The organism is Rhizobium sp. N621 (genome assembly GCF_001664325.1).
GTDB lineage: Bacteria > Pseudomonadota > Alphaproteobacteria > Rhizobiales > Rhizobiaceae > Rhizobium > Rhizobium esperanzae.
The window spans coordinates 584,250-611,147 of record NZ_CP013495.1 but is presented as its reverse complement, the minus strand read 5'-3'; the positions used below and the strand labels follow the sequence as shown (position 1 = coordinate 611,147).

Below are 26,898 nucleotides of genomic sequence, written 5' to 3'. Positions count from 1 at the left end.
TTGCCTTTGCGGCTTATTCGCCCTACATGGAGCTAACGCAATGGGTTAGCTTTAAGGGGCTTATATATGTTCGCTGCCGTCAAATCCACAGAGAATGCGCCGCGCCCCTCGATCGGTTTTCATGCGCTGACACTCGCCACCTTCTTCGGCGCCTCCTCGGTGCCGACGCCGCTCTACCGGATCTATCAGGAGAACTTTTCCATCTCGCCGGTGCTGATCACCGTGATCTTCGCCGTCTACGCCTTTGCGCTTCTGGCGGCGCTGCTGACCGCCGGCTCGATCTCCGATCATCTCGGCCGTCGGCCAGTGATCTTTTCAGCGCTACTGCTCGAAATCGTCGCCATGGTTCTCTTCGTCGCCGCCAGCGGTCCCGTCTGGCTGATCGCGGCGCGGATCGTCCAGGGCATTGCCACCGGCATCGCCGGCGCCTCGCTCGGAGCAGCCCTCGTCGATGTCGACCGGGCGAAGGGCCAGATCGTCAATTCGATTGCGCCGCTTTGCGGCATGGCGGTGGGTGCGGTCGGCACCAGCGCCCTGATCCAGTATGGCCCCTTCCCGATGCATCTGGTCTATGCGCTGCTCTTCGTCGCCTTCGCGCTGCAGGCCGCCGCCATCTGGCTGATCCCCGAAACCGGCGGCACGCGGTCGGGTGCGCTCGGTTCGCTGGTACCGCGGGTTTCCATTCCGCCGCAGGCGAAGCGGCCGCTCTCGCTGGTGACGCCGATCAATATCGCCAACTGGACGCTCGGCGGCTTCTACCTTTCGCTGGTCCCGTCCCTGGTCGCCAGCACGACCGGCAGCACCGCGCCGCTGACGGGAGGAGCGGTCGTCGCCGCACTGACGGCGAGCGGAGCGATCGCCGTCTATCTTAGGCGCGGCAAGACGGCCCAGGCCAATCTCGGCTTCGGCGTATCGGCAAAGACTCTTGGTATCCTGACGGTCGTTGCCGGCGTGCATCTCGCAAACGTGCCGCTGCTGCTGATCGGCACGATTTTTACCGGCGCGGGTTTCGGCACCAATTTCCTCGGCTCGCTCGGCACCATCATGCCGCTTGCCAAAGCGGACGAGCGGGCCGGACTGCTGTCGGCCTTTTACATCCAGAGCTATCTCGCCTTCAGTCTGCCGGCGATCCTTGCCGGCTTCTTGGCGAAATCCGCCGGTTACCAGGTGACGACGGATATTTATGCGAGCGCCATCCTGCTGTTGCTGGCCGTCGGGATCACGGCTGTTCGCGCCGGCCGGGGAAAGGCGGCGGAGAATGCGGCTTGATTCCGGGGGGAGTGTTCACGGCTGGAGATCCAGCAGTGCCCGGCCGCTGCCATCCATGGCGAAAGGCACCGAGGCGTGCTGGTGGGCGACCAGCCAGCGGCCATCCTGCTTGACGAGGCCGAGGGTCTGACGGAACCAGAGATCGACTTCGGTGCCATCGGTCTTGGTCCCGGTCATCCGCGTGAGGCCACTCCAGAAAGCGACACCCTCGCCGACCGTCAGTTTGGCATCACGCACTTCGCCGCCGATCGGACCTTCCCAGGTGTCGAACCAGGCCTGCAGGCCCGCCTCGTCCTTGCCGTTGATGACCAGCGGCGGCGCCAGGGAAAATTCCACGGAATCTTCGGCCTCGTAGGAAAGCGCCTCCTCGGCGTTCTTTTCCCCCAGCGCCCTGGCCCGCATCATCAGCATGGCGATGACCGCTTCTTCCTCCCTGACATTTGCTTCGTCTTTCACGGCCGTTCTCCTTCTCCGTTATGGACAGAGGACGCGCGGCAGGAGGACGATCCGACAATGATGCATTTCAATCTTGGCATTCCGCGTTTTGCTGGAATTGCTTCAGAGATACCTGGTCACTTCAGGCTCGTTCCACCAGGCATCGTGCCTGCCATCGGCGTAACGGACAGGCAGCGCCGCCAGTTCCTCGGGCGTGAAATTATCCAGGCAGGCGATGTTGATCGAGACGTAAGCGCCGCCGATCGCCTCGACGTAACCGTCGCCATAGGCGGGCACGCCGCAGGTGCGGCAGAAGCGGTGATGGCCGCTCATCGTGTTGAACTGGTAATCCGACGTCTCCGCCGGATCGCACATCAGCCGAAAATCCTCTGGCTTGACGTTGGCGCCCCAATAGCGCCGCTTGGCGCAGATCGAACAATTGCAGCGGCCGGTGCCGGCTTCGAGGTCCATGTCCACCTCGTAACGCACTTTGCCGCAATGGCAGCTTCCCCGATAGGTCCTCTTCATGGCGCGCTCCTCCTTCGACGTTGCATCAGGCTCTTCGATATGACAATATGTTGTCACTATGGATGAGATACAAAATAGACAACATGTTGTCAAACAAAATCGACCCGAGCGAACGGTCGAAGGAGACGCCTTCTCCGCTTTCGCGATCACAGCTCTGCGTCTCGCCGGTCACCTGACCGCCGCCGGCGACCGGTTGGCGAAGCCTGCAGGACAAACCAGCGCGCGCTGGCAGGTGCTGGCCGCGGCAAGGCGCGGCGACCTCTCGGTGGCGCAGATCGCCCGCGCGCTCAGCCTCGCCCGACAGGGCGTGCAGCGGCTGGCCGATGTGCTGGAGGATGAAGGGCTGATCGCCTATGCCGACAACCCGCAGCATCAGCGCGCCAAGCTGGTGCGGTTGACGGCGGAAGGGGCGGCGCGGCTCGGGGCGATCGAGGTGGCGCAGGCGGGGTGGGCGAACAAGCTCGGCGCCGCGTTTACCTCGGCCGAGCTCGATGCGGCGCGGACTGTCATGGCGCGGGTGATGGAGATGATGGAGGTCGACGAGGTACCCGGCAATTGAGCAATTCGCCCCCGTGATGATGCGCCCGCCGTTGACCGGAAACAAAAAAAGGCCGGGCTAACCCGACCTTCCCTGCCATCTCAACGAACCGTGCCAGTACATCCGTGGTCACGATCCGGAGATGATATTCAAGCCTTTGAAGGCTCAGGCCGCCTGGAGGCGGTCTGCCGACATCTTGCCGGACTTGTTGTCGCGGACGAGATCGTAGGACAGCTTCTGGCCATCCTTGAGGTCACGCATACCGGCGCGCTCAACGGCCGAAATGTGGACGAAAACGTCGGCGGCGCCGTCATCCGGCTGAATGAATCCGAAGCCCTTGGTTGCGTTGAACCACTTAACAGTACCTGTGTTCATGACGATATCCTTTTCGAATCGCTCATAGAAGATTGCAGCCCGGGCAAAGCCCAAGCGGCGATGAAAACCGATTTTGGAGGAAGGTCGTCAGGAACGACGCAAGCGCCGTTTCAAAGTTCATCTAGCAAGATCGATGTGCGAGGATGTAATTGCAAATTGTGTCCGCGGCAAGGCGTCGGCAAGGGAAAGTCGAAATCGTGCTCTTGGGGCGAAAGGGTCTTTGCCGTCGTGCCGCGGCGCCCCCCTCTGCCCTGCCGGGCATCTCCCCCACAGGTGGGGAGATTGGCTGGGCGCACCGGCCTCCCCAAACAACTGGCGTCACAGCCGGGCGAAACGGTAGAGAGGCGGGAAGGTTTGTCCACTTGCCGATCTCCCCACCTGTGGGGGAGATGCCCGGCAGGGCAGAGGGGGGCGGCCACGGCACAATGGCAAAGACGGTCCCGTAAAACCCACACCGCGAAAACGACTTACGCCGCCGCCCCCATCTTCGCATAGGGATCGAACCGCCCGTAAAACGTCTCACCCCTGGCAGCCATGTCCTTCAGCAGCGGTGTCGGCTTAAAGTGATCTCCGTAAGCTCCCGCTAACTTTTCCGCCAGCTCCACAAAAGCCTTTGCGCCCATCCCGTCGATATAGCTCAGCGCCCCGCCGGTATAGGGCGCGAAGCCGAAGCCGAGGATCGAGCCGACGTCGGCTTCGCGCGGATCGGTGACGATGCCTTCTTCGACCGTGCGGGCGGCTTCGAGCGCGATGGTGACGAGGAAGCGCTGCTTCAGCACCGCGACATCGACCTCATCCGCCTTCTTCTGCGGATAGAAGTCCTTGAGCTCGGGCCAGAGCGACTTCTTCGCCGGTTTCGGCGGATAGTCGTAGAAGCCCTTGGAGTTCTTGCGGCCGAAGCGGCCCTCCTTTTCCACCATGCGGGAGATCAACTCCATGTGCCTGGGGTCGATAGCCTTCTCGCCGAGATCGGCAACGGTCGCCTTGAGGATCTTCAGCGACAGGTCGATGGCGACCTCGTCGTTGAGCGCCAGCGGACCGACCGGCATGCCGGCCATCTTGGCAGCATTCTCGATCATGGCAGGCGGCACGCCTTCGATCAGCATGTCGTAGCTTTCCGACATGTAGCGCAGCACGCAGCGATTGACGAAGAAGCCGCGGGTGTCGTTGACGACGATCGGCGTCTTCTTGATCGCGGCGACATAATCAAGAGCGACGGCCAGCGCCTTGTCACCGGTCTCGGTTCCGAGGATGACCTCGGTCAGCATCATCTTCTCCACGGGCGAGAAGAAGTGAATGCCGAGAAAATCGGCTGGGCGTCTGGAATTCTTCGCAAGCCCCGTGATCGGCAGCGTCGAGGTGTTGGAGGCGAAGATCGCCCCTTCGGGCAGCACGGCTTCAACCGCCCCGATGACCGCTTTCTTCACCCCGCGATCTTCGAACACCGCCTCGATGACGAGACCGGCATTGGCGAGATCGGCATAATCGGCCGAGGGCTTGATGCGGGAGAGGAGGGCTGCCGCCTCGTCCTGCGTAAGCCGTCCCTTACCGATAGAATCCTTGACGAGCCCTTCGGAGACGGCCTTACCCTTGGTCGCCGCTTCCATATCGCGGTCGATCAGCGTCACCGGAATGCCGGCAGCAGCCGTGACATAGGCAATCGAGGCGCCCATGAAGCCGGCGCCGACGACGCCGACATGCTTGAGCTCGGTCTTGGCAATGCCGGCAGGGCGACGGGCGCCCTTGCCAAGCTCCTGCATGGAGATGAACAGCGAGCGGATCATCGAGAAGGCTTCGCGGGTCTGCAGCACCTCGGTGAAATAACGCTGCTCGATCTTCAGCCCGGTATCGAATGGCACCTGCAGGCCTTCATAGACGCATTTCAGGATAGCGAGTGCTGCCGGATAATTGCCCGATGTTTCCCGGCGCAGGATCGCCGGCGCGGCCGGCCAGAGCTGGGCGGAGGCCGGCGTCCAGATGCCGCCGCCCGGCAGCTTGAAGCCCTTCTCGTCCCAGGGGGCAACCGGCTTCAGGCCATCCTTGATCATCTGCTTGGCGGCGGGGATCAGTTGATCCGGCTCGACCACCTGATGCACGAGGTTCATCGCCTTGGCGCGCGAGCCGCTCAGCGACTGACCCGTCGTCATCATCTGCAGCGCGTCCTGGGCGTTCGCCAGCCGCGGCACGCGCTGGGTGCCGCCGGCGCCGGGGAAGATACCGACCTTGACCTCGGGCAGCGCGATCTTGACGCTCTTGGCATTCGAAGCGACGCGGCCATGGCAGGCAAGCGACAGTTCAAAGGCGCCGCCCATGCAGGTGCCGTTGATCGCCGACACCCAGGGCTTGCCCGAGGTTTCGAGCTTACGGAACAGGCCGCTCATCCGGCCGACGAGACCGAAGAGCGTCTGCACCGCCTTCTCCGGGCTCCTGGCCTTCTCCTCTTGATAGGAGCTGAACATCGACTTGATCATCGACAGATCGGCGCCGCCGGAGAAGGAGGATTTGCCTGATGTGAAGACGACACCCTTGACGGCGCCGTCGGCAGTGGTCGCGTCGATGATGGCGTTGAGCTCTTCCATCACCTCGGCGGTGAAGACGTTCATCGATTTGCCGGGCATGTCCCAGGTGACGAGCGCGATGCCGTCGGCGTCGGTTTCGATCGTGAAATTGGTGTAGCTGCTCATTGGGAATTCCTCTCCCTGAAGTCTCTTGCGGTGAAGCCCTCCCTTATGGAGAGGGTTCCGATCCATCAAACGCGTTCGATAACGGTTGCCGTGCCCATGCCGGCGCCGATGCAGAGCGTTACCAGCGCGGTGTTGAGGTCACGACGTTCCAGCTCGTCGAGCACGGTGCCGAGGATCATGGCGCCGGTGGCGCCGAGCGGATGGCCCATGGCGATGGCGCCGCCATTAACGTTGATCCTGTCGTGGTCGATGTCGAAGGCCTGCATGTAGCGCAGCACGACGGCGGCGAAGGCTTCGTTCAGCTCGAAGAGGTCGATATCCGACAGGCGCATGCCGGTCCGTTTCAACAGCTTCTCGGTGACGTCGACCGGCCCGGTCAGCATCAAAGCCGGATCGGAGCCGATATTGGCGAAAGCCTTGATGCGGGCGCGCGGCTTCAACCCCATGCTTTCACCGCCGGCTTTGGAGCCGAGCAGCACGGCGCCGGCGCCATCGACGATGCCGGAGGAATTGCCGGCGTGGTGGACATAGTTGATCCGTTCGATCTCGGGATGAGCCTGGATGCCGACGGCCTCGAAGCCGCCCATCTCGCCGGGCATCTGGAAGGACGGGTTGAGGGAGGCGAGCGCCTGCATATCGGTGCCGGGACGCATGTGCTCGTCCTTATCGAGGATCGTCAGGCCGTTCTGATCCTTGACCGGAACGACCGACTTGTCGAACCAGCCCTGCTCCCAGGCATGGGCGGCGCGCTTCTGGCTCTCGACGGCGTAAGCGTCGACATCGGTCCGGCTGAAACCGTATTTGGTGGCGATGAGATCGGCCGAGACGCCCTGCGGCATGAAATAGGCCGGGAAATTCACCGACGGATCCATGAACCAGGCGCCTCCCGACATGCCCAAGCCGACACGCGACATGCTTTCCACACCACCAGCTATGACGATGTCGTCGGCGCCTTGGGCGATCTTGCCGGAGGCGAAATTGACGGCATCGAGGCCGGAGGCGCAGAAGCGAGAGATCTGCATGCCGGGCGCACGGGTGGAATAACCGGCTTCGAAGGCGGCGGCCTTCGGGATGACGGCGCCGGCATCCATGACCGGGTCGACGCAGCCCATGATGATGTCGTCAACGGTTTTGGTGTCGAGCCCGTTGCGGTCGCGGATCGCTTCCAGCGTCTTCGCCGCCAGACGGACGGAGGGCACCTCATGCAGGGCGCCGTCCTTCTTGCCGCGGCCGCGCGGCGTGCGGACGTGGTCGTAAATGAAAACCTCGGTCATTTCCTCATCTCCCTGACGGCGCGGCGGCGCCGGTGAATTTCGTGTTTTCCCTTCTCCCCAGCGGGGGAGAGGGGGACACATTCAAAACGCTTCCGCGGCCAGCGCCATCATCGTGTCGGCGCCGGCTTCGATGCGGGCCTTGCGCAGCGCGGTTTCCGGCATGATACGTTCCATGAAGAAGCGGGCGGTCACCAGCTTGTTCCTCAGGAAATCCTCGCGGCTCGCGTCACCCGACGCAAGGCCGTCCTCGGCGGCCTTCGCCATTTTCACCCACATATAGCCGAGCACGACGAGGCCGAAGAGATGCATGTAGTCAGTCGAGCCGGCGCCGGCATTGTCGGGCTTGGCCATGGCGTTCTGCATGAACCACATGGTCGCGCCCTGGACGTCGTTCAAGCCCTTTTTCAGGTGCTTGGTGAAGAAGGAGAGTTTTTCGTCGCTGCGGTTTTCCTCGCAGAAATCGCCGATCTCCTTGAAGAGGGCCATGGCGGCGCGGCCGCCGTTCAGGGCGAGTTTGCGGCCGACGAGATCGAGCGCCTGGATGCCGTTGGCGCCTTCATAGATCATGGCGATGCGGGCATCGCGCACATACTGGCTCATGCCGTGTTCCTCGATATAGCCATGGCCGCCGAACACCTGCTGGGCCATGACGGCGTGATCGAAGCCGCGGTCGGTCATCACGCCCTTGAGGATCGGGGTGACGAGGCCGAGAATGTCGTCGGCGGTCTGGCGCTCCTTCTCGTCGGTGGCGCGGTGAGCGATATCGGATTTCAGCGCGGTCCAGAGCAGGAAGGCGCGGCCGGCCTCGTTAAAGGCGCGGATGGTCATCAGCGACCGGCGGATGTCGGGATGGACGATGATCGGATCGGCCTTCTTATCCGGGGCCTTGACGCCGGAAAGCGAGCGGCCCTGGATGCGGTCGCGGGCATAGTTGGCGGCATTCTGATAGGCGATTTCGGAAATGGCGATGCCCTGCAGGCCGACCATCAGGCGGGCCTCGTTCATCATTACGAACATGGCGTTGAGGCCGCGGTTTTCGGCGCCGATCAGGAAGCCGGTCGCCTCGTCGTAATTCATGACGCAGGTGGCGTTGCCGTGAATGCCCATCTTGTGCTCGATCGCGCCGCAGGTGACGGCGTTGCGCTCGCCAAGGGCGCCGTCGTTGCCGATCAGGTATTTCGGCACGATGAAGAGCGAGATGCCCTTGGTGCCCTCCGGCGCGCCCTCGATGCGGGCCAGAACCAGATGAACGATGTTGTCGGTCAGATCATGCTCGCCGGCAGAGATGAAGATCTTCTGGCCGGATATTTTATAGCTGCCGTCCGCCTGCGGCACCGCACGGGTGCGCAACATGCCGAGATCGGTGCCGCAATGCGGCTCGGTCAGGTTCATTGTGCCGGACCAGGAGCCGTCGACCATCTTCGGCAGATAGGTTTCCTTCTGTTCCTGCGTGCCATGGACGAGGATCGCGGCGATTGCGCCCTGGGTCAGGCCGGGATACATCATCAGCGACATGTTGGCGGCGGAGGTATATTCGCCGACGGCGGCATGCAGCGTATAGGGAAGCCCCTGCCCGCCGAATTCTTCCGGCACCGCAAGGCCGATCCAGCCGCCTTCACGATAGGCGTTATAGGCTTCCCTGAAGCCCTTCGGCGTCGAGACACTGGCGTCATCCTGCCGTCTGCAGCCTTCCTGGTCGCCGGAATAATTGACCGGAAAAAGAACTTCTTCAGCCACCTTGGCCGCCTCGCCGAGGATGGCCTCGATCATATCGGGCGTCGCATCGGCAAAACCGGGAAGATTGTTGTAGCGTTCGAGGCCCAGCACGTCGTTCAGAACGAAAAGTGTATCGTTCACCGGGGCCTTGTAGACTGGCATCTCTCAAATTCCTCCCATTCAAATAACCGGATCGCGCCGGCCCTGGTCATCGTCTTACAAAATATTGACGTTTGCGTAAACGTCAAATTCTGCACCTTTACCTTCTTTTCATGAAAAAATTCCACGGCTGAGGAGACGTCATCTCCCCTTCCTTGTCCATCCTGGAATGGCCTATAAGCGGAACCGTCGTTCAATCCGCAATTCGGGAATGCCAGAGGGGGTCGGCGGGATGATCAGTTTCGAGGCGATCAGGCAGCGTGCGGAGCAGCGAAAAGGCGGTGCGGCAGCGCTGCAGGCATTGCTGGAGAAACACCGGCCGGATCACGACCGGCTGCGCAGCATGCCCGACCACCGCATCCTGGCCGACATGACCCGCCGCATTTTCTATAGCGGCTTCGTGCAGAAGGTGATCGATGCGAAATGGCCGGGCTTCGAGGCGGCGTTTTCCGGCTTCGATCCGGCGGCGCTGAATATCGCGCCCGACGATTACTGGCATGAGCTGACATCGGACGAGCGGATCATCCGCAACGGCGCGAAGATCATGTCGGTTCGCGCCAATGCCGCCTTCGTCAGAGAGCTGGTGAGGGAACATGGCAGCGCCGGCGCCTTCTTCGCCGACTGGCCGCGGGAGGACCAGATCGGCCTTCTCGAGCTGTTGAACAAACGCGGCAGCCGGCTCGGCGGCATGACCGGCCAGTATTTCCTGCGCGGCATCGGCCGCGACAGCTTCGTCGCCACGCTCGACGTGCTCGCCTGCCTGAGATCGGCCGGCGTGCCGCTCTCCTCCTCCGGTACGACCAAGAAGGATCAGCAGCTGATCCAACAGGCCTTCAATGAATGGGCCGGGGAGACCAGTCTTTCCTTCATTCATCTGTCGCGCATCAGCGCCTATTCGATCGACGCGCCGCGCTGAAATTCCAGTCGGACGATGGCTATCCGATCCGGCGAATTTCACAGCAATTGCCGCCTAAAATGGCCCTTTGGACGCAAACGTTAAAAAATTCCCATCGATCTTAACGGCTTGTTTACCACGTTTCGTGAAAGGTGCGGATTGAGCCGTAGTGATCCGCATTCCTTTTCCCCGTCCCGCGTTTTCCAAGGATGCCGCTACATCGTTCAGCGCGAGGAAAGTCTAATTGACTATCTTCTCATGGACGAGGGCGCGCCGGTCCCGGGACAGGCGCGGGCCACAGACGGAAAAGCCACGGATCGAGCTCTGACGAGAGGTCGAGCAGTCGAAGCGAGCAAGAAGATGAACGGATCGCGATCAAATCCTTCCCGACAGTCCGACAGGACCTCGCTCGATGCGCTGAACCGCACGATCGAAGGGCTGGAGGCGCGCATCGAAGGGCTGATGGGCAGCGGACGCGATCAGCGGACGCGCACGCCAACGGCCGAGCGCGATCCTTATGCGGGCTCCAATGCACCCCGCCCCACACGAGCGCCGCTCGAGCCGCGGCCGGATCCGCTGGCAGAAATTCGCCAGCGCCAGCGCGCTTTGGAAGCGGGCCGCGAACGCTCCTATGGGCGCGAGCAGGCCACCCAGCTGCGCGACCCCGCACCGCGCGCCACCGCGCCACTCTCCGCCCCTGCCTTGCGCGCCGGCGACGACACGATGACCGAGATCGCTCAGGCGCTCGTCAACCTCAGGCAGGACCTGAAGCGCGACATTTCCGAGGGCGTGACTCGCGAGATGAGCGCGCTGCGCGCCGAACTGCGCGAGATCAAGGCGACTGCCGGAGACAGCCGCTTCGCCGACGACATCCGCGCCGACATGAACCGCCTAGCTCAGAGCATCAGCCAGTTGACCGGCCGCTCGAGCGGGCCGGAGGCTGCCGGCCTGCGTGAGGATTTCGAGGAGCTGCGCTCGCTGATGGACGGGCTGGCGCGGGAGGAATCGCTGCGCCATATGGAAAATCGCTGGGACGGCGTCGAGAGCCGGCTTGCGGCACTCGATACCGAGGGGCTGCAGGAAGAACTCGTTTCGCTCGCTTACCGGCTCGACGACATCAAGCGCCATCTCGGCGGCATGGACGAAAGCCCGGCGGTGCGGGCACTGGAAGACAAGCTGATCGCCATCGCCACGGCGATGGAGCAATTCGGCAACATGATCCAGCCGCATGACCGGATCATGTCCGAGCAGTTCGCCGCCATGGACACGCGGCTCGACGAGATCAGCCGGGCGATCGCGGCCAGCGGACGCGCGGCCGCCGGCAACGATCCGACGTTGTTGCAGCGGCTGGAAAGCCGGCTCTCGTCGCTCGCCGACCAGATCGACATGATGAGCCATGACGCGGCCAGCCGCGCAAATCCGGCCGACGAGCTGGCGATGCGGCTGGAAGCCCTGACGGAGCGTGTCGAGGAGTTGACCAAGGCGGAAGCGACGTCCCGGCTCGACGAGCGCCTGGAACATCTTTCCTATCTGTTGGAGCGCACCCAGAAGGCGGCCGCGCAACCCGACCTCACCGGCCCGCTTTCCGACATCTCCCGCAAGATCGATGCGCTGGAGAATGGCGCGGTCAATGACGTGCTGGCGCAGCGGCTCGATTATCTCGCTCGGCGCATCGACGAGATGGCTTATCAGCAGCCCGCCCCTGCCGCAGCGATCGACGACAGGGCCTTCCAGCGTCTCGAAGGCCGGCTGAGCGACATCGCCGCCCGGCTGGAAGAAACAACAGCGGCGGCGCCGACCGATCCGCGGGCGCTGAAAAACCTTGAAGACCAGATCGCCAACCTTTCGGCGCTGATGAGCGAGCCGCGCGAAAGTGCCGCGATCCCGGCCGACTTCGACCGGCGCATGGGCGCGATCGAAGACTATATGGCGACGAGCGACGAATATATCATCGAGGCGGCACGGCAGGCGGCGGAAGCCGTCGTCGAGGCCTATTCGCGCAATGGCGGCCTTCAGGGCGGCGTGCCCGCCGCCGACATGTCGGCGCTGGCGGCGCTGGCCGAGGATCTGCGCCATCTCGAGGATATCAGCCGCGACAGCGAGGAGCGCACGCACAAGACCTTCAAGGCGCTGCACGAGACGCTGGTCCATATCGCTGACCGGCTCGACGGCATGGAAGAGCGCGGACGGCCGGTCGCCCAGATGCCGATGGCCGACGTCGATTTCGATGTGGACCCCTATGCGCTGATGGTGGCCGAAGCCGCCCGGGCACCGGACGCAGCGCCGGCGACGAAAGCCTCTCCGGTCATCCGCACGGCAGAGGTCGCGGCGGAACCTGCCGCCCCAGTCCAGGCTGCGGCCATGAGCGCGACGAGCGCAATCGCCATCGAAGCCGCAACGAGGACGCCGGAGACCCCGACACCGGCGCCTGTAAAAACCAGCCTGCTCGCCAGCCTTGGCAAGCGGCTGCGGCCCGCCAAGAAAGCCGAGGCGCAGGCGAACGAACGACCGATGATCGACCCCGCCCCGTCAATCGATCCCGCCGACGTAGTGCAGACGGATGCCGCGAACGAACTGCTCGAGCCGGGTTCGGGCGCGCCCGACGTCAAGAAGATTCTCGAGCGGGTGCGCGCCAGCCAGAGTGCTCAACGCGGCAAACCTACCGTCGAGGCCGATCGGGCCGATTACATCGCCGCTGCGCGCCGGGCGGCGCAGGCAGCCGCAATGGAAGTCGACGCCAATCCGAAGCAGGCGGCCAAGGCCGAGAAAAAGGCCGCGAATGCCGCCAAGGCCGGCAAGATCGGTAAAACAGGCAAGACCAGCGCCTTTTCGCGCTACCGCCGGCCGATCCTTCTCGCCGTCGGCGCCGTGCTGCTCGCCATCATGGCCTTTCCGCTGGCTCGGACGCTGACGAGTGGCGAGCCGGCGCCGCAGTCGCCGGCGGAGGTCTCGGTACTGACGGGGGCGATGGACAACCCGCAGCCGGTCCCGCCTGAGGCGACACCCGCCCAGCCGGACACCGGCGCTGCCGATATGAACGCCGCTGCAACGACGAGCGCGCCGGCCACCGATCAGGCGCAGCCGGAAACAACCCCGCCTGCCGCCGGCGATCATCTGACCGATGCGATGCCGCTCGACGGCGAAGGGGCTGCAACCTTTGCCCCCGCCGGTTCGTCCGTCGCAACGCAGGAAACGTCGAGCTTCACTGCGAACAGCCCGATCGCAGCGGCGCCCGGGCCGCAGGCAGCGATCACCATTCCCGAGAGCGTGCAGCCGAAATCACTTGCCGATGCGGCGCAGAGCGGCGACGCCCTGGCGCTGTTCGAGATCGGCGCACGCTATTCGGACGGCCGCAACGGCATGACCGTCGATCAGAAACAGGCCGCCGGCTGGTACCAGCTTGCGGCCGACAAGGGTTTTGCGCCGGCACAATATCGGCTCGGCAGCATGTATGAGAAGGGCAACGGCGTCGAACGCGACATCGCCAAGGCGAAGGGCTTCTACGAGCAGGCGGCGAACCAGGGCAATGCCAGCGCCATGCACAATCTCGCCGTCCTGTACGCCTCCGGCGCACTCGGCCAGCAGGATTATGCGACGGCGGCCTCGTGGTTTACCAAGGCCGCCAATCTCGGCATCACCGACAGCCAGTTCAACCTGGCGATCCTCTGCGCGAGGGGCAACGGCGTTCCGGCCGATCTCGAAGAATCCTATAAGTGGTTTGCGATCGCCGCCAAGGCCGGCGACAAGGATGCAGCACAGAAGCGCGACGAGGTAGCCAAGGCGATGAAGCCCGACCAGCTCGAACGGGCGCGCGCCAAGGCCGATCTCTGGAAGCCGGAACCGCTCGACCATCGCGCCAACGGCATCGACATCCCCGACGAATGGGCCGGCACGGGCATGAAGACGGCAACCGTCGACATGAAGAAAGCGATCCGCAACATCCAGGCGATCCTCAACAATAACGGCTTCGACGCCGGCGTGCCGGACGGCGAAATGGGCGCCAAGACCGTTACCGCGATCAAGAACTTCCAGAAGTCGATCGGCCAGGAGCCGGACGGCAAGGTGAGCGACGCGACCGTGAAGGCGCTGCTCGAACGCAACAAGCAAGTCGCCAAGGCGATCTGAGGCGCGTCGACGGAGGTCGAGCCGCCGTTGAAGACCCCTCCCCACAAGGGTCTTCACCGGCTTCGCGGCGCTTTGCCGCAAGCTTTCCGAATTTTTGCAACCGTCGTCACAAAACCTGAAAAAAGCCCGATTATGCCGGACATATCGATCCGCGCATCGCCGAATCTCCTGCCATCGATCTCCATCCATCAGGGCCGATCGAAAGCCTCTGGCAACGATTTCACAGTATGGTGTGCATTCGAACGGGGACACAGGAACCGCCCGGCAGGAGCGGTCATCATTCGGGGTCGGTTGTGACAATCTATCTGCCAATCGCAGAATTGTCGGTGAACATCTTCATCATTCTCGGCATGGGGGCGGCCGTCGGATTCCTGTCCGGAATGTTCGGCGTCGGCGGCGGTTTTCTCATCACCCCGCTATTGATCTTCTACAACATCCCGCCCGTCGTCGCCGTCGCCACCGGTGCCAACCAGGTTGTGGCGTCGTCGATTTCAGGTGCGATCACCCATTTCCGGCGCGGCACGCTCGACGTCAAGCTCGGCACGGTGCTTCTGTTCGGCGGTCTTTCAGGGGCGACCGTCGGCATCTGGATCTTCTCGCTGCTGCGGGCCATCGGCCAGCTCGATCTGATCATCTCGCTGATGTATGTCGTCTTCCTCGGCACGGTTGGCGGGCTGATGCTGCTCGAAAGCATCAATGCCATGCGGCGGGCGGCACGCAATGAGCCGCCCGTACCGCGCAGGCCGGGCCACCAGCACTGGGTGCACAAGCTGCCGCTCAAGGTGCGCTTCAAGAAATCGAAGATTTTCCTCAGCGTCATTCCGATCATCGCGCTCGGCTTTGCGATCGGCATCCTGACCTCGATCATGGGTGTCGGCGGCGGCTTCATCATGGTGCCGGCAATGATCTACCTCCTGCGCATCCCGACCAATGTCGTGGTCGGCACCTCGCTCTATCAGATCATCTTCGTGACCGCCTATACGACGATCGTGCAGGCGGCGACGAACTTCTCAGTCGACATCGTGCTTGCCTTCATCCTGATGGTGGCGGGTGTCGTCGGGGCGCAATACGGCGTGCGCGTCGGCCAGAAGCTGCGCGGCGAACAGCTGCGCGCGCTGCTCGGCCTGCTGGTGCTGGCTGTCGGCCTGCGTCTGGCGATCGCACTGGTGGTCACCCCGGCGGACGTCTATTCGGTGGTGATGGGGACCGGCAACTGATGCGCCTGATTGCCTCGATCCTCCTGTTCCTGTGTCTGCTGCCGGCGGTTGCCGGGGCGCAGTGGCTGCCGGGGCAGGCAACGGAAGCGGTGCGCGAAGGCCTTGAGATCGGCACGTCGACCAGCGAAATCGCCATCACTTCGGATTTCCATGGCGCGGATCTGACGATCTTCGGGGCGCTCTCGAACACCGACCAGCTGCTGCTCGCCATTGGCCAGTATGACGTGGTGGTGGTGCTGGAAGGCCCGCGCGAGGACGCAACGGTGCGCAAGAAGGAACGCGTCTTCGGCATCTGGGTCAACAGGCGCTCGATGACTTTCGAGGCCGTGCCGCATTCCTATTCGATGTCGAGCTCGCGCATGATCGACGACCTGACGACGCCGCTCGAACTGACCGATCAGGGGATCGGCATCGACCACATTCCGCTGACGCCGGTCGGCTTCGTCGGCGACGGCAGCAATCTCGGCGAGTTCCGTCAGGCTTTCCTGCGGCTGCAGCAGGGCGGCGCGCTTTATGACCGCAACCCGAGCGGCGTGCGGTTCGTTTCATCGAACCTCTTCAAGGCGAGCCTGCGCCTGCCGGCAAATATTCCGAACGGGGTGCACACGGTGCGCGCCTATCTCTTCAAGAGCGGCAATCTCATTACCGATAAATCGCTGCCGCTGCGCGTCATCAAGACGGGCATCGAACAGACGATCACCGATGCGGCCCATGATCAGCCAATCCTCTACGGCTTTGCGGCCGTGGCGCTCGCCGTCGTCACCGGCTGGGGGGCCAGCCTGATCTTCCGCAAGGAATGATCAGGCGCCGACGGCAAAATCATCGCGCCCGTATCTTATGTCTTCAGGAAGGCGAGCCGCTCATCGACGCGGGCGGGGGCAATTTCCAGAATATCGGCGCTGACGACGCCTTCCGCTACAAAAGGATCCTGCCGGATCCGGGTTTCGAGTTCGGCGCGCGAGGTGTTGTGAGCGACGACCGCTCCACCTGCGCTCGGCTGAAGGCCGCCGGCGAGAAGAAAAATCCCATCGTCGAAGCCGCGTTTGAGCCAGGCATTGTGCGCCTCCATCAGAACGGGCGCTTTGGCCTTGCCATCAGAAAACTTCAGCGTAACGAAAAACATCCAAGGGCTCCTTTAGGAATGCTGTCGGGAATCGGTTTCGGGAAAGACGGGTGTTCCTGGACGCTGCGCCGCCAGCCACGCGCGCATGTTTTCCACCTCGTTTCGAACAAAGATTTCGTCGCGATAGGCGGCCGCAAGCGTCGCTACCCCTTGGCTCCGCATCAGAATGTGCATGGCAAGCGCATCGGCTTCAGCCTCGCGGCCAAACGCACTGAATTGACGTGAGAGCCAATGGCGAAACAGATCGAAAAGTTCGGCAGCACGGCTCTTTGCAATATGATCGAGCTTGGCGAGTTCGCCGCAAAGCGTGCCGACCGGGCAACCGTGCGCCATGATCTTCGTCTGATTCACGATGAGGAGATTGATGAAGCTGAGAATGCGCTCGTCAGGTGCCTCGGCTTTCGCTTCCCACCCATCGAGCATTGACCTGGTTTCGAGGAGGCGATGGGTGATCACCGCATCGAGAAGCTCGTCCTTCGTCTTGAAGTGATAATAAAAATTGCCTCGCGAGAGTCCGACTGTTCCCGCAATGTCGGCAAAGGATGTCGCTTCGAAGCCCCTCTCGTAGAAAAGCCTGTCGGCTGCTTCGACAATCTGCTGTCGGGTGGCCGCAGCAACCATTTTCATTCTTCCTTTTGTCCGCGAAGCCACGACTCGTAGGTCGATTGACCTAGGAATTAGGACGATTGACCTAGAAGAGTCAAGCGCCGGAACTTCTTGTCGGCAGCCCGTCTCGCCCCTCGAACCACTTGCGTATCGCAATCAGTTGAACTATCGTAAACCAGTTGCTTGTTGAAAGCAGTTTTACCCGAGGAGGATGAAATGCGGAAGCTTGTCGTCTGGAACCTGATGACGCTTGATGGCTATTTCGAGGGAACGAAACCGTGGGAGATCGACTTCCACAATCTCGCCTGGGGGCCAGAGCTCAAGCGCTATGCAGAGCGGTTCGGCGAGGAAGGCGATCTCCTGGTCTTCGGCCGCAAGACCTATGAGGGCATGGCCGCCTACTGGCCGACAGCCGAGGACGAAGACAAGATCAAATCCTATATGAACGGCATCGCCAAGATCGCCGTCTCTCGAACGATGACCGATCCTGGCTGGAACAATGCCCGTATCGTCAGCGATCCGATCCCCGAATTGACCAGGCTGAAGCAGGAGGACGGCGAGACGATCTTCATCTTCGGCAGCGCCGCGCTGGCCGACAGCCTGCTGAGGGCCAACCTCATCGATGAGATCAGAGTCTGCGTGGTGCCGGTCATTCTCGGCGGCGGCAAACCGCTTTTCAAAGCAAATCAGGCCCAAGTGCCCTTGAAGCTCATTGAATCCGCGACCACGCAAAGCGGCGCAGTGATCCTGCGCTACGAGCCCGTCAGGTCGTAACGGGCTGTGGCTCATGACTGTCTAATTCCTGGGTGTGAAAACCCCTCCCCACAAGGGGGAGGGGCTTATATGCCGCCGCCGCTGCTTTTCATTTCACCCTTGCATCCGCGGAAAGGCTGACGTCTGCCCAGTTGGCGCAGCGCATTAGCCCCTCCCCTTGTGGGGAGGGGTTTTCATGATGGCCCTTCGGAAAAGCTCGTATTCGACTAAAAACCGGTTTTTAACATTTACGAGTTAGTAATCTCTCGGAAACGAGAGGTTCTGTTATGCGTACTCGTATCGTTCTGACCGCCGTGGGTCTCGCGCTGCTTGCCGGCTGCGCAACGGCGCCGAAGCAGACGAGGAACATCTGCGCCGTCTTCGATCAGCGCGAAGGGCTTTTCTCCAGCTGGCAGAGGGCGGCCGAGCGGACGGAGAAGAAATACGGCGTGCCCGTACCGATCCTGATGGCGACGATGTACACCGAATCCGGCTTCCAGCCCTATGCGCGGCCGCCGCGCACCAAGCTCTTCGGCTTCATTCCCTGGACCCGGCCGTCGACGGCCTACGGCTATTCGCAAGCGCTCGACGGGACATGGGATCACTATCAGTCGCAGACGGGAAACTGGGCGGCGCGGCGGACGAATTTTACCGACGCCATCGATTTCATCGGCTGGTATCATTACCAGAACAGCGTGGACACCGGCATTCCGCTGAACGATGCCTATAACCTCTATCTTGCCTATTATTCCGGGCCGACGGGATACAAGCGCGGCGACTGGCGCTCGAACGGGCAATTGCAGCAGACGGCGCAGAAGTTCGCGCGAATGGCGGGAACATATCAGCAGCAATTGCAGGGGTGTGATTGAGTTCAAGGGGTGCCGTGTGGCATGCCCCATCGAGGACAGACTCTACCCACGCAAATTCCCGTACCGGACCGAATAGATCCGATCGCGTCCCAACAGATGCGCGATCAGCGATTCCTTGTCGAAAAGGCCTGTCATCGCTTGATGGCCGAGGTCGAGACCGCCGCTCATGACGCCGAAAGCCGGCATCAGGAGGCGGGCGCCGTCGGTGGCGAAGCAGGGACGGCGGATGGATCGTTCCCGGCGGCGCACGGTCGCCGAAGGATGAAGATGGCCAGCGATCTCGCCGCTCTGCAAGCCGTTTCTCGGCTCGTGGCGGAAGGTCAGGCCGGCATAACGCACCTCGTCGACGGAAGCGCCGGGCAGATCGACGACGCCATCGGGATCGTGATTGCCATTGACCCAGATCCATTCGCGGCCGCGCGCCATGCCGACGATCAGCGCGCGGAAGTTTTCCGGCAGATGCGCGGAACCGATGCGATCGTGGAAATTGTCGCCGAGAGAGACGACAAGCTTCGGATCGTAGCGGGAGATGACGGCGGCCAGCACGGTCAGGGTCGCCAGCGTGTCATAGGGCGGCAGCATCATGCCGCGGCGGGCGAAGGCCGCGCCTTTCTCCAAATGCAGGTCGGAGACGACGAGCAGACCGGCATCCGGCAGATAGAGGGCGCCGAGCGGATCGCAGAGGGCGGCAATACCGTTCACCGATGTCTCAATGCCGGGGATCGCAGCCAATCCGGATATGTTGCGCGCCAGCGCCAGGCGGTTCATCACAATCGTGTTCTTCCCAGTCTTCATCATGCCAAAGCTTCGGCGATCAGATCGTCCGCCGCCTCGGCCAATAGCGCATCGTGGGCCTCGCCGGGCACCGCCTCCCGTCCGATCTCCAGCATCACCGGCACGGCGAGCGGGGAAATATGGTCGAGCGGGCGATGGGTGATGTGGCCCCTGATTCGCATCAGCATATCGCCAAGACGGCTGATATCCAAAAGCCCCGTCGCCGCATCCTGGCGCGTTGCCTGCAGCAGGATGTGGTCCGGCTCATGGCTGCGCAGCACGTCATAGATCAGGTCGGCCGAGACGGTGATCTGGCGGCCGCTCTTTTCCTTGCCCGGATGGCGGCGCTCGATCAAGCCTGCAATCACGGCGCAATTGCGGAAGGTACGCTTCAAAAGGAAAGATTCGGCGAGCCAGGCCTCGAGATCGTCGCCCAGCATATCTGCGTCGAAGAGATCGGAGAGGCTGAGGCGGCCATTGGCGATCATCAGCCCCATATCTTCGAGGCCCCACACGGCCAGCGAATAATCGGTGGCGACGAAGCCGAGCGGCTTGGCGCCGGCCCGCTCCAGCCGGCGGGTAAGCAGCATGCCGAGCGTCTGGTGGGCGAGACGGCCTTCGAAGGGATAGGCGACCATGTAGCCGCGGCTGCCGCGCGGGAAGGTTTCGATCAGGAACTCGTCGCGCTTCGGCAGCATCGACTTGTCGGTCTGCAGCGACAGCCAGTCGCGCACCTGATCCGGCAGGTGGCGCCAGCGGTCGGGATCGGCGATCATCCCCCGCACCTGCTCGGCGAGATAAGTCGACAGCGGAAACTTGCCACCATTATAAGCCGGGATCTTCGGATCGAGCGAAAAGGCCTGAGAAGCAAGGCATTCATTTTCGCGGATGCCTTCGAAACGCAGCACCTTGCCCGAAAAGATGAAGGTGTCGCCCGGCGACAATTGCTCGAGGAAATATTCCTCGACCTTCCCCAGCGTCGCGCCGCCGCGGCCGATCCTGCCGCCCTCGCCGCGCTTGACCATGCGGATGTTCAGCATCGGGCTTTCGACGATCGTGCCGAGGTTGAGGCGGTATTGCTGGGCGACGGCCTGATTTGACACGCGCCAGCGCCCCTCCTTGGTTTTGCGGATGCGGGCGTAGCGCTCGTAAGTCCTCAGCGCATAACCGCCGGTCGCGACGAAATCGACGACGCGCTCGAAGGTCTCCCAGCTGAGATCGGCATAGGGTGAGGCGCTGGTGACTTCGTCGTAGAGTTCCAGCATGTCGAAAGGCTCGGCGCAGGCCATGCCGAGCACGTGCTGGGCGAGCACATCGAGCGCGCCGCGGCCGACGGGCGGCGTGTCCTGGGCGCCGATATAATTGGCGTCGAGGGCGGCCTGGCACTCCATCACCTCGAACCGGTTGGCCGGCACGAGGATCGCCTTCGAGGGCTCGTCCATGCGGTGATTGGCGCGACCGATGCGCTGGGCAAGACGCGAGGCGCCCTTCGGCGCGCCGACATGGATGACGAGATCGACATCGCCCCAGTCGATGCCGAGATCGAGCGTCGAAGTGGCAACAACGGCGCGCAGCCGGTTTTCGGCCATCGCCGCCTCGACCTTGCGGCGCTGCGCGACATCGAGCGAGCCGTGGTGGAGCGCGATCGGCAGATTGTCGTCGTTGATCGTCCAGAGTTCCTGGAACAGCATCTCCGCCTGGCTGCGGGTATTGACGAAGAGCAGCGTCGTCTTGTGGTCGAGGAGCTGCCTATAGACATCCGGAATGGCATATTTGGCGGAATGGCCGGCCCAGGGAATGCGCTCGTCGGTCGACAGGATCGAGATATCGGGCTTGGCGCCGCCTTCGACGACGACGAGGCCGGCATGATGCTCTTTCCCCTCCTCCTGGGCGACCAGCCATTTTTGCAGATCCATCGGCTCGGCGACGGTTGCCGACAGGCCGATCGTCTTCAGATCGGGGGCAAGGCGGCGCAGACGGGCAAGGCCGAGCGACAGCATATGGCCGCGTTTGGAGGTGACGAGCGAGTGCAGCTCGTCGAGCACCACATATTTCAGGTCCTTGAAGAAACGTTCGGCCTCGCGGTTCGCCAGCAGCAGGGCGACCTGCTCCGGCGTCGTCAGCAGAATATCCGGCGGACTGAGCTTCTGGCGCTGGCGCTTGGCATTCGGCGTATCGCCGGTGCGGTTTTCGACGGTGACCGGCAGACCCATTTCCGCCACCGGCTTCATCAGGTTGCGCTCGATGTCGATCGCCAGCGCCTTCAGCGGCGAGACATAGAGCGTATGGATGCCGGTGAAGGCGGAGCCGGGCGGAATGCGGCCGCGGCGGGTGAGATCGGTGAGCGACGGCAGGAAACCAGCCAGCGTCTTGCCGGCGCCGGTCGGCGCAATCAGCAGCGTGCTTTCGCCGGCTTCGGCGCGGGCAAGCAGCTCCAGCTGATGGGCGCGCGGACGCCAGCCCTTTTCCGCAAACCAGCGGGTAAAGGCGGCAGGAAGCTGGGCGCTGGCTTCGGAATCGATCTGGTCCACGCCCTGAAGGTAGTGAAATAATAGGGAAAAAGAAGAGCGTCCGCGCGCTCACATCGCGATATAGCGGTCCTTGCGGTGATTGATGGCGAGCGTCAGGTTGAGCACGACGGCGCCGAGCACCGAACAGGCGATGATGAAGGGGCTGGCGACGAAGAAGGAAAGCGCCAGCACGATGCCGTCGAAGCCGAGCTGGACGAGGCCGGCGCGCCAGCCGAAGCGATCCTGAATATAGAGGGCGAGGATGCCGATGCCGCCGAGGCTGGCCCGGTGGCGGAAGAGCGCCAGCATGCCGGCCGCAATGACGAGGCCGCCGAAGAGCGCTCCGGCCACCGGATGGACATGCGTCACGCCGATGAAGCCGGGCACGAATTCGGACAGGACCGAGGTCAGCCCGATCGCGACGAAGGTCTTGATAGTGAAGGCAGGCCCCAGACGGCGGAAGGCGACATAATAGAAGGGCAGGTTTACCGCAAAGAAGCAGAGACCGAAACTTATCCCCGTGGCGTAATGAACGAGGAACGCAAGCCCCGCGGTGCCGCCGGCCAGCAGCCCCGCGCCGGAAAGCAGCGTGACGCCGAGCACGGCGAGCATGCTGCCGGCGACGATGCCCTGCGCATCGTCGAACAACGAGTGGCGATCGGCGCTGGAATTCAGAAGGCCTGCGAAGGCGTTGGATGCCATGATGTTCCCCTGTCGGCTTTGCCGTTTTCTATCCGGCGCAGGGATAAAGACAAGTGCCCAGCGAGACGCCGTTGACAGCACACATAATCGTGGATATATTCTATCCATGAATTGAGGAGACGGCGTCGATGAAAATGAGCGATGGAGTCGAGCAGGCCATTCACAGCGTCGCCATGCTCTCCGGCCTCTCCGAAGGCGGCGTGCTGTCGGCCGCCGCGCTGGCGGAATTCCACGGCGTTTCGACGAGCTACCTGCTCAAACATCTGCAGGCGCTGTCGGGCGCCGGCATCCTCGACACCGTGCCCGGGCCGAAGGGCGGCTATCGACTGGCGAAGGCGCCGGCGGAGATTTCGCTGCTCGATATTCTGCTCGCCGTCGAAGGGCCGGCGCCGGCCTTTCGCTGCGCCGAAATCCGCCAGCGCGGACCGAACCCGGTCTCCGACCGCTTCTTCGCTACGCCCTGCAACATCAGCGCGGCGATGCTGCGGGCCGAGCGGGTCTACCGGGCCGAACTCGCCAAGACCAGCATTGCCGATCTCGGCATCGAACTCGCCGCCCTCGACGACGGATCGATCGCAGCCCGAGGCTGCGCCTTCCTTGAAATCCATGAACGCAAAACGGCTCGTTGAGCCACAACACAGGAGAAAGACATGCAACCGCGTTTCAATTTCGCCAAAGCCGCTCCGGATGCCTACAAAGCCGTCGTCGCGCTCGAACAATATGTCCAGTCTTCCGGGCTGGAGCGCCGCTTCATCCATTTGATCAAGCTGCGCGCCTCGCAGATCAACGGTTGCGCCTACTGCGTCGATATGCATGTGAAGGAAGCCCGCCATGACGGACTCAGCGAACAATGGATCAACCTGATGTGCGTCTGGCGGGAATCGCCGGTCTATGACGCGCGCGAAAGGGCCCTGCTCGGCTGGGTCGACGCGGTGACTACGATCGCCAAGACAGGCGCGCCGGACGCAGATTACGAGGCGCTGAAGGCGCATTTCTCCGAGAAGGAGATGACCGAGATCACGGTGGCGATTGGTGCGATCAATATCTGGAACCGACTTGCGGTCGGCTTCCGCTCTCAGCATCCCGTCGATCAGGTGACGAAAGCCGCGTAATCGATATTGACGAAACCGACCCGAAGATCTCGGGTCGGTCGATATCAGGTCAATCGTGATCCGCAGCGGGCCGGGCGGCAACGGCTTCAGACCCATTGTCCGAGAGGTCGATGCTGTTGAATATGTCGCGGACGACCTTGGTAATTTCCTCTGCGGAAGCGCCCTTGGCGTATTCTTCCTGCATGCGGCGTCTTACGAGTTTTTCCAAATCTGACATGATTCACCTCATCAAATCCGGCGCGACAGGAGTGTCGCGCCGGGGCTGATCTGAGGCAAGTTACGATTTATTTAGAATGGGTTACCGATTTGTAAGGTTTGAATTTGGTCGTGGCGTGCCAAGAAAAAGACCCCTCCCCAACCCCTCCCCACAAGGGGGAGGGGCTAACGTGTTGCACCAACTGAGACAAACGTCAGCCTTCTGCGGATGCAAGAGTGAAATAGAAAGCAACGAGAGCGGCATATAAGCCCCTCCCTCTTGTGGGGCGGGGTTGGGGAGGGGATTTTTCTTGAGGATGAGGCAGCGCCCTTACAGCGCAATATAACGATCAGCGCGGTGATTGATGGCGACGAAGAGGTTGAGGACGATGGCGCCAAGGACCGAATAGAAGACGATGGGCGGCGTGGTGACGAAGAAGGCGGCGGCGAGGACGCATAGGTCGATGGCGAGCTGGACGAGGCCGGCGCGGATGCCGAAGCGCTCCTGCAGATAGATGCCGAGAATGCCGACGCCGCCGAGGCTGGCGCGGTGGCGATAGAGCGCCAGCAGGCCGAAGCCGAGCAGCAGACCGCCGAGGAGTGCGGCCCAGGCCGGGTGGATAATCGAAATCGAAAAGAAGCGTGACTGCACGTCTGATAGCACCGAGGTCAGGCCGATGGCGATAAAGGTCTTGAGGGTGAAGACCATGCCGAGGCGCTTCCAGGAGAGATAGAAGAACGGCAGGTTGAGCAGGAAGAAGGCGAGGCCGAAATTGACGCCGAAGGCATAGTGCAGCAGGAAGGCGACACCGGCGGTGCTGCCGGTGAGAAAGCCGGCACTGGCGAGCACATAGAGGCCGAGCGCGGCAATCAGGCTGCCGGAGAAGATACCCTGCACATCTTCGATCGGCGTATGGCGCGTCGCGCTGGTATTCCAGACGCCAAGGGCATTGATGCGCTGTGTCATATCTCAGTCTCCACGGCAGACGAGTTCGCGAACGCCTCGGAGGAACTCCTGACGGCGGTGACGCTTTTCCCATGTGAAATGAGCCGGCGGGTCCGGCCTGTATCGCCGCGCTGTTGGCGGATATCAATGCAATATCAGCCTTTTGCCATTGAGATCAAGCAAAATAGGTAAGCAATGCTGACCTACTAAAAATCGCAAGAAATGTTCGCTCATGCAGCCTTGCGCGTAAGGAACAGAATGCCGGAAACCGGTTTTCCGCCATCTTTGCGAATGACCGCCTTGACGATCCTGAGGATTTCGAAGCCGTGGCGGGAAAGCAGCTGCCTCACATAGGCTTCCGAATGGGCATAACGCAGCGACGGGGCGAGATGGAAGCCGTCGCCGTCTCCGGCATCCTCGACGGAAAAGGCAAAATCCGCACCGGCAGCGGCGAGTTCATCGACGATTGCAAAGACGCTCTCGAGGTTGCCGAGATACATCAGCACGTCGGCTGCGGTCACGAGGTCGGCGCGGCGGCGCCCGGCATCATCGAACAGGCCGGAGCGATGGGGCGCGAGCGACAGATCGGCCTGGGCGAGGTAATCGTAGACCCGTTTCTCCGCAGCCTTGGCCAGCATGTTCTGCGACAGGTCGAAGCCTTCGAGGCGGCAGGCGAGAGCGCGGATCTCCGGACCGAGCAGGCCGGTGCCGCAGCCGAGATCGACGGCGTATTCGTAACGCCTGTCGGTGGAAGCGACGAGGGCCGCAAGCTTTTGCGGAACGCTGTAATCGAGCCGGTCGACGAGGGCGGTGTCGAATCGATCGGCATAGTCGTCGAACAGGCGCTCGACATAGCGGCTCGGCGGCCGGTCGGGGATCGCAGTGTCGCCGAGAAGGGCAAGCTTGAGGGTGGCGCCGAATATGTCCTCGGGATCGAGGATGAGCGTCCGGCGATAGGCCTCGATGGCGGCTTCCCCCCTGCCCGCCTTTTCCAGATAGGCGGCGAGCCGATACCAGCCGGCGGCCCAGGCAGGCGCGAGTTCGAGCGCCTGTTCCATCAACTCGGCCGCTGCCTCCGCCTCGCCGCCTTCTTCGAGCATCCTGGCATAATCGGCGCGGCGGTCGGCGATGACATCGCCTGAGGAAAGCTGGTGGGATTGCATGACGGACCTATCGTTTCGCTGGCATTTGGCGGCGGCCACAAAAAAACTCAAGTCCTATTTCAGAGGCGAAGCGGCCAATTCCGGAAAGGGCTTGCGGGCGTTGCGCCGCGACCTTATTCCATGGGCAAACAGGAGATGGCGCATGTCCGATCAAGTGAACAGGTTCCTCGGCGATTCGCTCGGCCGCACATTGATTAAACTCGTCGTGGTGTCGCTGATCGTCGGGTTCGTCATGACCGTGTTCGGCCTGACGCCGTGGAACATCATCTATGGATTCCGCGACTTCATCCTGGAACTCTGGCACCGGGGCTTTGCAGCGCTCGGGCGTGTCGGCGACTATCTGCTTCTCGGGGCGACGATCGTCATCCCGCTCTTCGTCATCCTTCGCCTTTTCAGCTATCGCCGGTAACATGACATCAATCGATCTTTCCAGGCGCAGCCTGCTCACTCTTTCCGGACTTGCACTCGCCGCCGGCATCGCCGGCTGCACCACGACGCCGAAAATTGCCGGCACGCCCTCGAACGGCGAGGACGAGACGACGAGCGTGCTGCCGCTCGTCAACCAGTTGCGGGCGAAGAACGGCCTGCCGCCGCTTGAGGTCGATCCGGCGGCGCAGACGGCCGCCCTTTTCCAGGCCAAGCGCATGGCGAGCGCCGGCAAGATGGCGCATCTGATGGGCATGACCGACAGTTTCGGCGCCCGCGTCAAGGCGAGCGGCGTCCGGTTGCCGGCGGCCGAGAACATTGCTTCCGGCCAGCAAAGCGTCGACGCCGTGGTGACGGCCTGGATCAATTCGCCGCATCACCTGGAAAACATGCTCGGTCGTTATGACGGCCTCGGCGTCGCAGTCGCCCATAATACGTCTTCCAGAAACCTGCCCTATTGGGCCATGGTGCTTTCCAGCCGAGGCGATTCCGCCTCGATATGAG

Annotated in this window: 26 protein-coding genes; 12 read left to right on the top strand and 14 right to left on the bottom strand. The window is 62.6% G+C overall.

Annotation, left to right across the window (positions count from 1 at the left end):
- Positions 1-66: 66 nt before the first annotated feature.
- Entirely contained in the window at positions 67-1,269 is a 1,203-nt protein-coding gene (locus AMK00_RS02990; RefSeq protein WP_064809552.1) for an MFS transporter, read from the top strand.
- A gap of 15 nt (positions 1,270-1,284) precedes the next feature.
- Here AMK00_RS02990 and AMK00_RS02985 read toward each other — a convergent pair whose 3' ends face one another.
- Positions 1,285-1,725: a YybH family protein gene (locus tag AMK00_RS02985; RefSeq protein WP_064809550.1), complete on the bottom strand. Its 441-nt coding sequence runs from the start codon at positions 1,723-1,725 to the stop codon at positions 1,285-1,287.
- Positions 1,726-1,827: 102 nt separating this feature from the next.
- Entirely contained in the window at positions 1,828-2,232 is a 405-nt protein-coding gene (locus AMK00_RS02980; protein ID WP_064809549.1) for a GFA family protein, read from the bottom strand.
- 58 nt (positions 2,233-2,290) lie between these two features.
- Between AMK00_RS02980 and AMK00_RS02975 the strand changes: the two genes are divergently transcribed.
- A complete protein-coding gene (locus tag AMK00_RS02975) occupies positions 2,291-2,791 on the top strand; it encodes a MarR family winged helix-turn-helix transcriptional regulator (RefSeq protein WP_064809548.1) in 501 nt (166 codons plus the stop codon).
- Positions 2,792-2,935: 144 nt separating this feature from the next.
- Here the strand turns inward: AMK00_RS02975 and AMK00_RS02970 are convergent, their stop codons facing one another.
- From AMK00_RS02970 to AMK00_RS02955, 4 genes are all read right to left on the bottom strand, one after another.
- Complete coding sequence (locus AMK00_RS02970) at positions 2,936-3,145, bottom strand: cold-shock protein (RefSeq protein ID WP_011423929.1); 210 nt, start codon at positions 3,143-3,145, stop codon at positions 2,936-2,938.
- Between the two features lie 467 nt (positions 3,146-3,612).
- Entirely contained in the window at positions 3,613-5,829 is a 2,217-nt protein-coding gene (locus tag AMK00_RS02965; RefSeq protein ID WP_064809546.1) for a 3-hydroxyacyl-CoA dehydrogenase NAD-binding domain-containing protein, read from the bottom strand.
- Between the two features lie 65 nt (positions 5,830-5,894).
- A complete protein-coding gene (locus tag AMK00_RS02960) occupies positions 5,895-7,103 on the bottom strand; it encodes an acetyl-CoA C-acetyltransferase (RefSeq protein WP_064809545.1) in 1,209 nt (402 codons plus the stop codon).
- A gap of 81 nt (positions 7,104-7,184) precedes the next feature.
- Entirely contained in the window at positions 7,185-8,981 is a 1,797-nt protein-coding gene (locus AMK00_RS02955) for an acyl-CoA dehydrogenase C-terminal domain-containing protein (protein WP_064809544.1), read from the bottom strand.
- Between the two features lie 229 nt (positions 8,982-9,210).
- Between AMK00_RS02955 and AMK00_RS02950 the strand changes: the two genes are divergently transcribed.
- The 4 genes from AMK00_RS02950 (at position 9,211) to AMK00_RS02935 (ending at position 16,015) form a co-directional block, all read left to right on the top strand.
- Complete coding sequence (locus AMK00_RS02950; protein ID WP_064811627.1) at positions 9,211-9,894, top strand: DNA-3-methyladenine glycosylase I; 684 nt, start codon at positions 9,211-9,213, stop codon at positions 9,892-9,894.
- A gap of 339 nt (positions 9,895-10,233) precedes the next feature.
- Positions 10,234-13,998 (top strand): peptidoglycan-binding protein, encoded by a 3,765-nt coding sequence (locus AMK00_RS02945; RefSeq protein WP_064811626.1) that lies wholly within the window; start codon positions 10,234-10,236, stop codon positions 13,996-13,998.
- A gap of 293 nt (positions 13,999-14,291) precedes the next feature.
- The gene (locus AMK00_RS02940; RefSeq protein WP_064800591.1) at positions 14,292-15,215 is read left to right on the top strand and encodes a sulfite exporter TauE/SafE family protein; all 924 of its coding nucleotides are present in this window, start codon (positions 14,292-14,294) and stop codon (positions 15,213-15,215) included.
- Positions 15,215-16,015: a TIGR02186 family protein gene (locus AMK00_RS02935; RefSeq protein ID WP_064800590.1), complete on the top strand. Its 801-nt coding sequence runs from the start codon at positions 15,215-15,217 to the stop codon at positions 16,013-16,015. Before AMK00_RS02940 ends, AMK00_RS02935 begins: the two co-directional genes overlap by 1 nt.
- Positions 16,016-16,050: 35 nt before the next feature.
- Here AMK00_RS02935 and AMK00_RS02930 read toward each other — a convergent pair whose 3' ends face one another.
- Positions 16,051-16,338, bottom strand: a complete 288-nt coding sequence (locus AMK00_RS02930) for a YciI family protein (RefSeq protein ID WP_064800589.1) — start codon at positions 16,336-16,338, stop codon at positions 16,051-16,053.
- 12 nt (positions 16,339-16,350) lie between these two features.
- A complete protein-coding gene (locus AMK00_RS02925) occupies positions 16,351-16,959 on the bottom strand; it encodes a TetR/AcrR family transcriptional regulator (protein ID WP_064800588.1) in 609 nt (202 codons plus the stop codon).
- Between the two features lie 201 nt (positions 16,960-17,160).
- Here AMK00_RS02925 and AMK00_RS02920 point away from each other — a divergent pair, with 201 nt between their 5' ends.
- The gene (locus tag AMK00_RS02920) at positions 17,161-17,718 is read left to right on the top strand and encodes a dihydrofolate reductase family protein (protein WP_064809542.1); all 558 of its coding nucleotides are present in this window, start codon (positions 17,161-17,163) and stop codon (positions 17,716-17,718) included.
- A gap of 266 nt (positions 17,719-17,984) precedes the next feature.
- Positions 17,985-18,566 (top strand): transglycosylase SLT domain-containing protein, encoded by a 582-nt coding sequence (locus AMK00_RS02915; RefSeq protein WP_064800586.1) that lies wholly within the window; start codon positions 17,985-17,987, stop codon positions 18,564-18,566.
- A 42-nt stretch (positions 18,567-18,608) separates the two neighbouring features.
- Here AMK00_RS02915 and pdeM read toward each other — a convergent pair whose 3' ends face one another.
- Genes pdeM through AMK00_RS02900 form a run of 3 tightly spaced genes read right to left on the bottom strand, consistent with a single transcriptional unit; the run spans position 18,609 to position 22,552 of the window.
- A complete protein-coding gene (gene pdeM / locus AMK00_RS02910; RefSeq protein ID WP_064809541.1) occupies positions 18,609-19,334 on the bottom strand; it encodes a ligase-associated DNA damage response endonuclease PdeM in 726 nt (241 codons plus the stop codon).
- Between the two features lie 26 nt (positions 19,335-19,360).
- Positions 19,361-21,871: a ligase-associated DNA damage response DEXH box helicase gene (locus AMK00_RS02905; protein ID WP_064809540.1), complete on the bottom strand. Its 2,511-nt coding sequence runs from the start codon at positions 21,869-21,871 to the stop codon at positions 19,361-19,363.
- A gap of 48 nt (positions 21,872-21,919) precedes the next feature.
- Complete coding sequence (locus AMK00_RS02900) at positions 21,920-22,552, bottom strand: YitT family protein (RefSeq protein WP_064809539.1); 633 nt, start codon at positions 22,550-22,552, stop codon at positions 21,920-21,922.
- Positions 22,553-22,680: 128 nt separating this feature from the next.
- Here AMK00_RS02900 and AMK00_RS02895 point away from each other — a divergent pair, with 128 nt between their 5' ends.
- Complete coding sequence (locus AMK00_RS02895) at positions 22,681-23,181, top strand: RrF2 family transcriptional regulator (RefSeq protein WP_064809538.1); 501 nt, start codon at positions 22,681-22,683, stop codon at positions 23,179-23,181.
- A gap of 21 nt (positions 23,182-23,202) precedes the next feature.
- On the top strand, positions 23,203-23,664 hold the full coding sequence (locus AMK00_RS02890; protein WP_064800581.1) for a carboxymuconolactone decarboxylase family protein: 462 nt from the start codon (positions 23,203-23,205) through the stop codon (positions 23,662-23,664).
- Positions 23,665-23,713: 49 nt separating this feature from the next.
- Here the strand turns inward: AMK00_RS02890 and AMK00_RS32375 are convergent, their stop codons facing one another.
- The 3 genes from AMK00_RS32375 to AMK00_RS02880 all read right to left on the bottom strand — a co-directional run bounded on the left by AMK00_RS32375 (position 23,714) and on the right by AMK00_RS02880 (position 25,968).
- Positions 23,714-23,881 (bottom strand): hypothetical protein, encoded by a 168-nt coding sequence (locus tag AMK00_RS32375; protein WP_164517741.1) that lies wholly within the window; start codon positions 23,879-23,881, stop codon positions 23,714-23,716.
- A gap of 309 nt (positions 23,882-24,190) precedes the next feature.
- Entirely contained in the window at positions 24,191-24,826 is a 636-nt protein-coding gene (locus AMK00_RS02885; protein WP_064809537.1) for a YitT family protein, read from the bottom strand.
- Between the two features lie 209 nt (positions 24,827-25,035).
- The gene (locus tag AMK00_RS02880) at positions 25,036-25,968 is read right to left on the bottom strand and encodes a class I SAM-dependent DNA methyltransferase (protein ID WP_064809536.1); all 933 of its coding nucleotides are present in this window, start codon (positions 25,966-25,968) and stop codon (positions 25,036-25,038) included.
- A gap of 142 nt (positions 25,969-26,110) precedes the next feature.
- Here AMK00_RS02880 and AMK00_RS02875 point away from each other — a divergent pair, with 142 nt between their 5' ends.
- Positions 26,111-26,377 (top strand): DUF6460 domain-containing protein, encoded by a 267-nt coding sequence (locus AMK00_RS02875; RefSeq protein ID WP_064800579.1) that lies wholly within the window; start codon positions 26,111-26,113, stop codon positions 26,375-26,377.
- Between the two features lies 1 nt (position 26,378).
- Positions 26,379-26,897 (top strand): CAP domain-containing protein, encoded by a 519-nt coding sequence (locus AMK00_RS02870; protein ID WP_064800578.1) that lies wholly within the window; start codon positions 26,379-26,381, stop codon positions 26,895-26,897.
- Position 26,898 lies beyond the last annotated feature (1 nt).

Coding starts and splice junctions, on each gene's coding strand:
- AMK00_RS02990 (WP_064809552.1), top strand. CDS start 67: ATGTTCGCTGCCGTCAAATCCACAGAGAATGCGCCGCGCCCCTCGATC.
- AMK00_RS02980 (WP_064809549.1), bottom strand. CDS start 2,232: ATGAAGAGGACCTATCGGGGAAGCTGCCATTGCGGCAAAGTGCGTTAC.
- AMK00_RS02975 (WP_064809548.1), top strand. CDS start 2,291: ATGGATGAGATACAAAATAGACAACATGTTGTCAAACAAAATCGACCC.
- AMK00_RS02970 (WP_011423929.1), bottom strand. CDS start 3,145: ATGAACACAGGTACTGTTAAGTGGTTCAACGCAACCAAGGGCTTCGGA.
- AMK00_RS02965 (WP_064809546.1), bottom strand. CDS start 5,829: ATGAGCAGCTACACCAATTTCACGATCGAAACCGACGCCGACGGCATC.
- AMK00_RS02960 (WP_064809545.1), bottom strand. CDS start 7,103: ATGACCGAGGTTTTCATTTACGACCACGTCCGCACGCCGCGCGGCCGC.
- AMK00_RS02955 (WP_064809544.1), bottom strand. CDS start 8,981: ATGCCAGTCTACAAGGCCCCGGTGAACGATACACTTTTCGTTCTGAAC.
- AMK00_RS02950 (WP_064811627.1), top strand. CDS start 9,211: ATGATCAGTTTCGAGGCGATCAGGCAGCGTGCGGAGCAGCGAAAAGGC.
- AMK00_RS02945 (WP_064811626.1), top strand. CDS start 10,234: ATGAACGGATCGCGATCAAATCCTTCCCGACAGTCCGACAGGACCTCG.
- AMK00_RS02935 (WP_064800590.1), top strand. CDS start 15,215: ATGCGCCTGATTGCCTCGATCCTCCTGTTCCTGTGTCTGCTGCCGGCG.
- AMK00_RS02930 (WP_064800589.1), bottom strand. CDS start 16,338: ATGTTTTTCGTTACGCTGAAGTTTTCTGATGGCAAGGCCAAAGCGCCC.
- AMK00_RS02925 (WP_064800588.1), bottom strand. CDS start 16,959: ATGGTTGCTGCGGCCACCCGACAGCAGATTGTCGAAGCAGCCGACAGG.
- AMK00_RS02920 (WP_064809542.1), top strand. CDS start 17,161: ATGCGGAAGCTTGTCGTCTGGAACCTGATGACGCTTGATGGCTATTTC.
- AMK00_RS02915 (WP_064800586.1), top strand. CDS start 17,985: ATGCGTACTCGTATCGTTCTGACCGCCGTGGGTCTCGCGCTGCTTGCC.
- pdeM (WP_064809541.1), bottom strand. CDS start 19,334: ATGAACCGCCTGGCGCTGGCGCGCAACATATCCGGATTGGCTGCGATC.
- AMK00_RS02900 (WP_064809539.1), bottom strand. CDS start 22,552: ATGGCATCCAACGCCTTCGCAGGCCTTCTGAATTCCAGCGCCGATCGC.
- AMK00_RS02895 (WP_064809538.1), top strand. CDS start 22,681: ATGAAAATGAGCGATGGAGTCGAGCAGGCCATTCACAGCGTCGCCATG.
- AMK00_RS02890 (WP_064800581.1), top strand. CDS start 23,203: ATGCAACCGCGTTTCAATTTCGCCAAAGCCGCTCCGGATGCCTACAAA.
- AMK00_RS32375 (WP_164517741.1), bottom strand. CDS start 23,881: ATGTCAGATTTGGAAAAACTCGTAAGACGCCGCATGCAGGAAGAATAC.
- AMK00_RS02885 (WP_064809537.1), bottom strand. CDS start 24,826: ATGACACAGCGCATCAATGCCCTTGGCGTCTGGAATACCAGCGCGACG.
- AMK00_RS02880 (WP_064809536.1), bottom strand. CDS start 25,968: ATGCAATCCCACCAGCTTTCCTCAGGCGATGTCATCGCCGACCGCCGC.
- AMK00_RS02875 (WP_064800579.1), top strand. CDS start 26,111: ATGTCCGATCAAGTGAACAGGTTCCTCGGCGATTCGCTCGGCCGCACA.
- AMK00_RS02870 (WP_064800578.1), top strand. CDS start 26,379: ATGACATCAATCGATCTTTCCAGGCGCAGCCTGCTCACTCTTTCCGGA.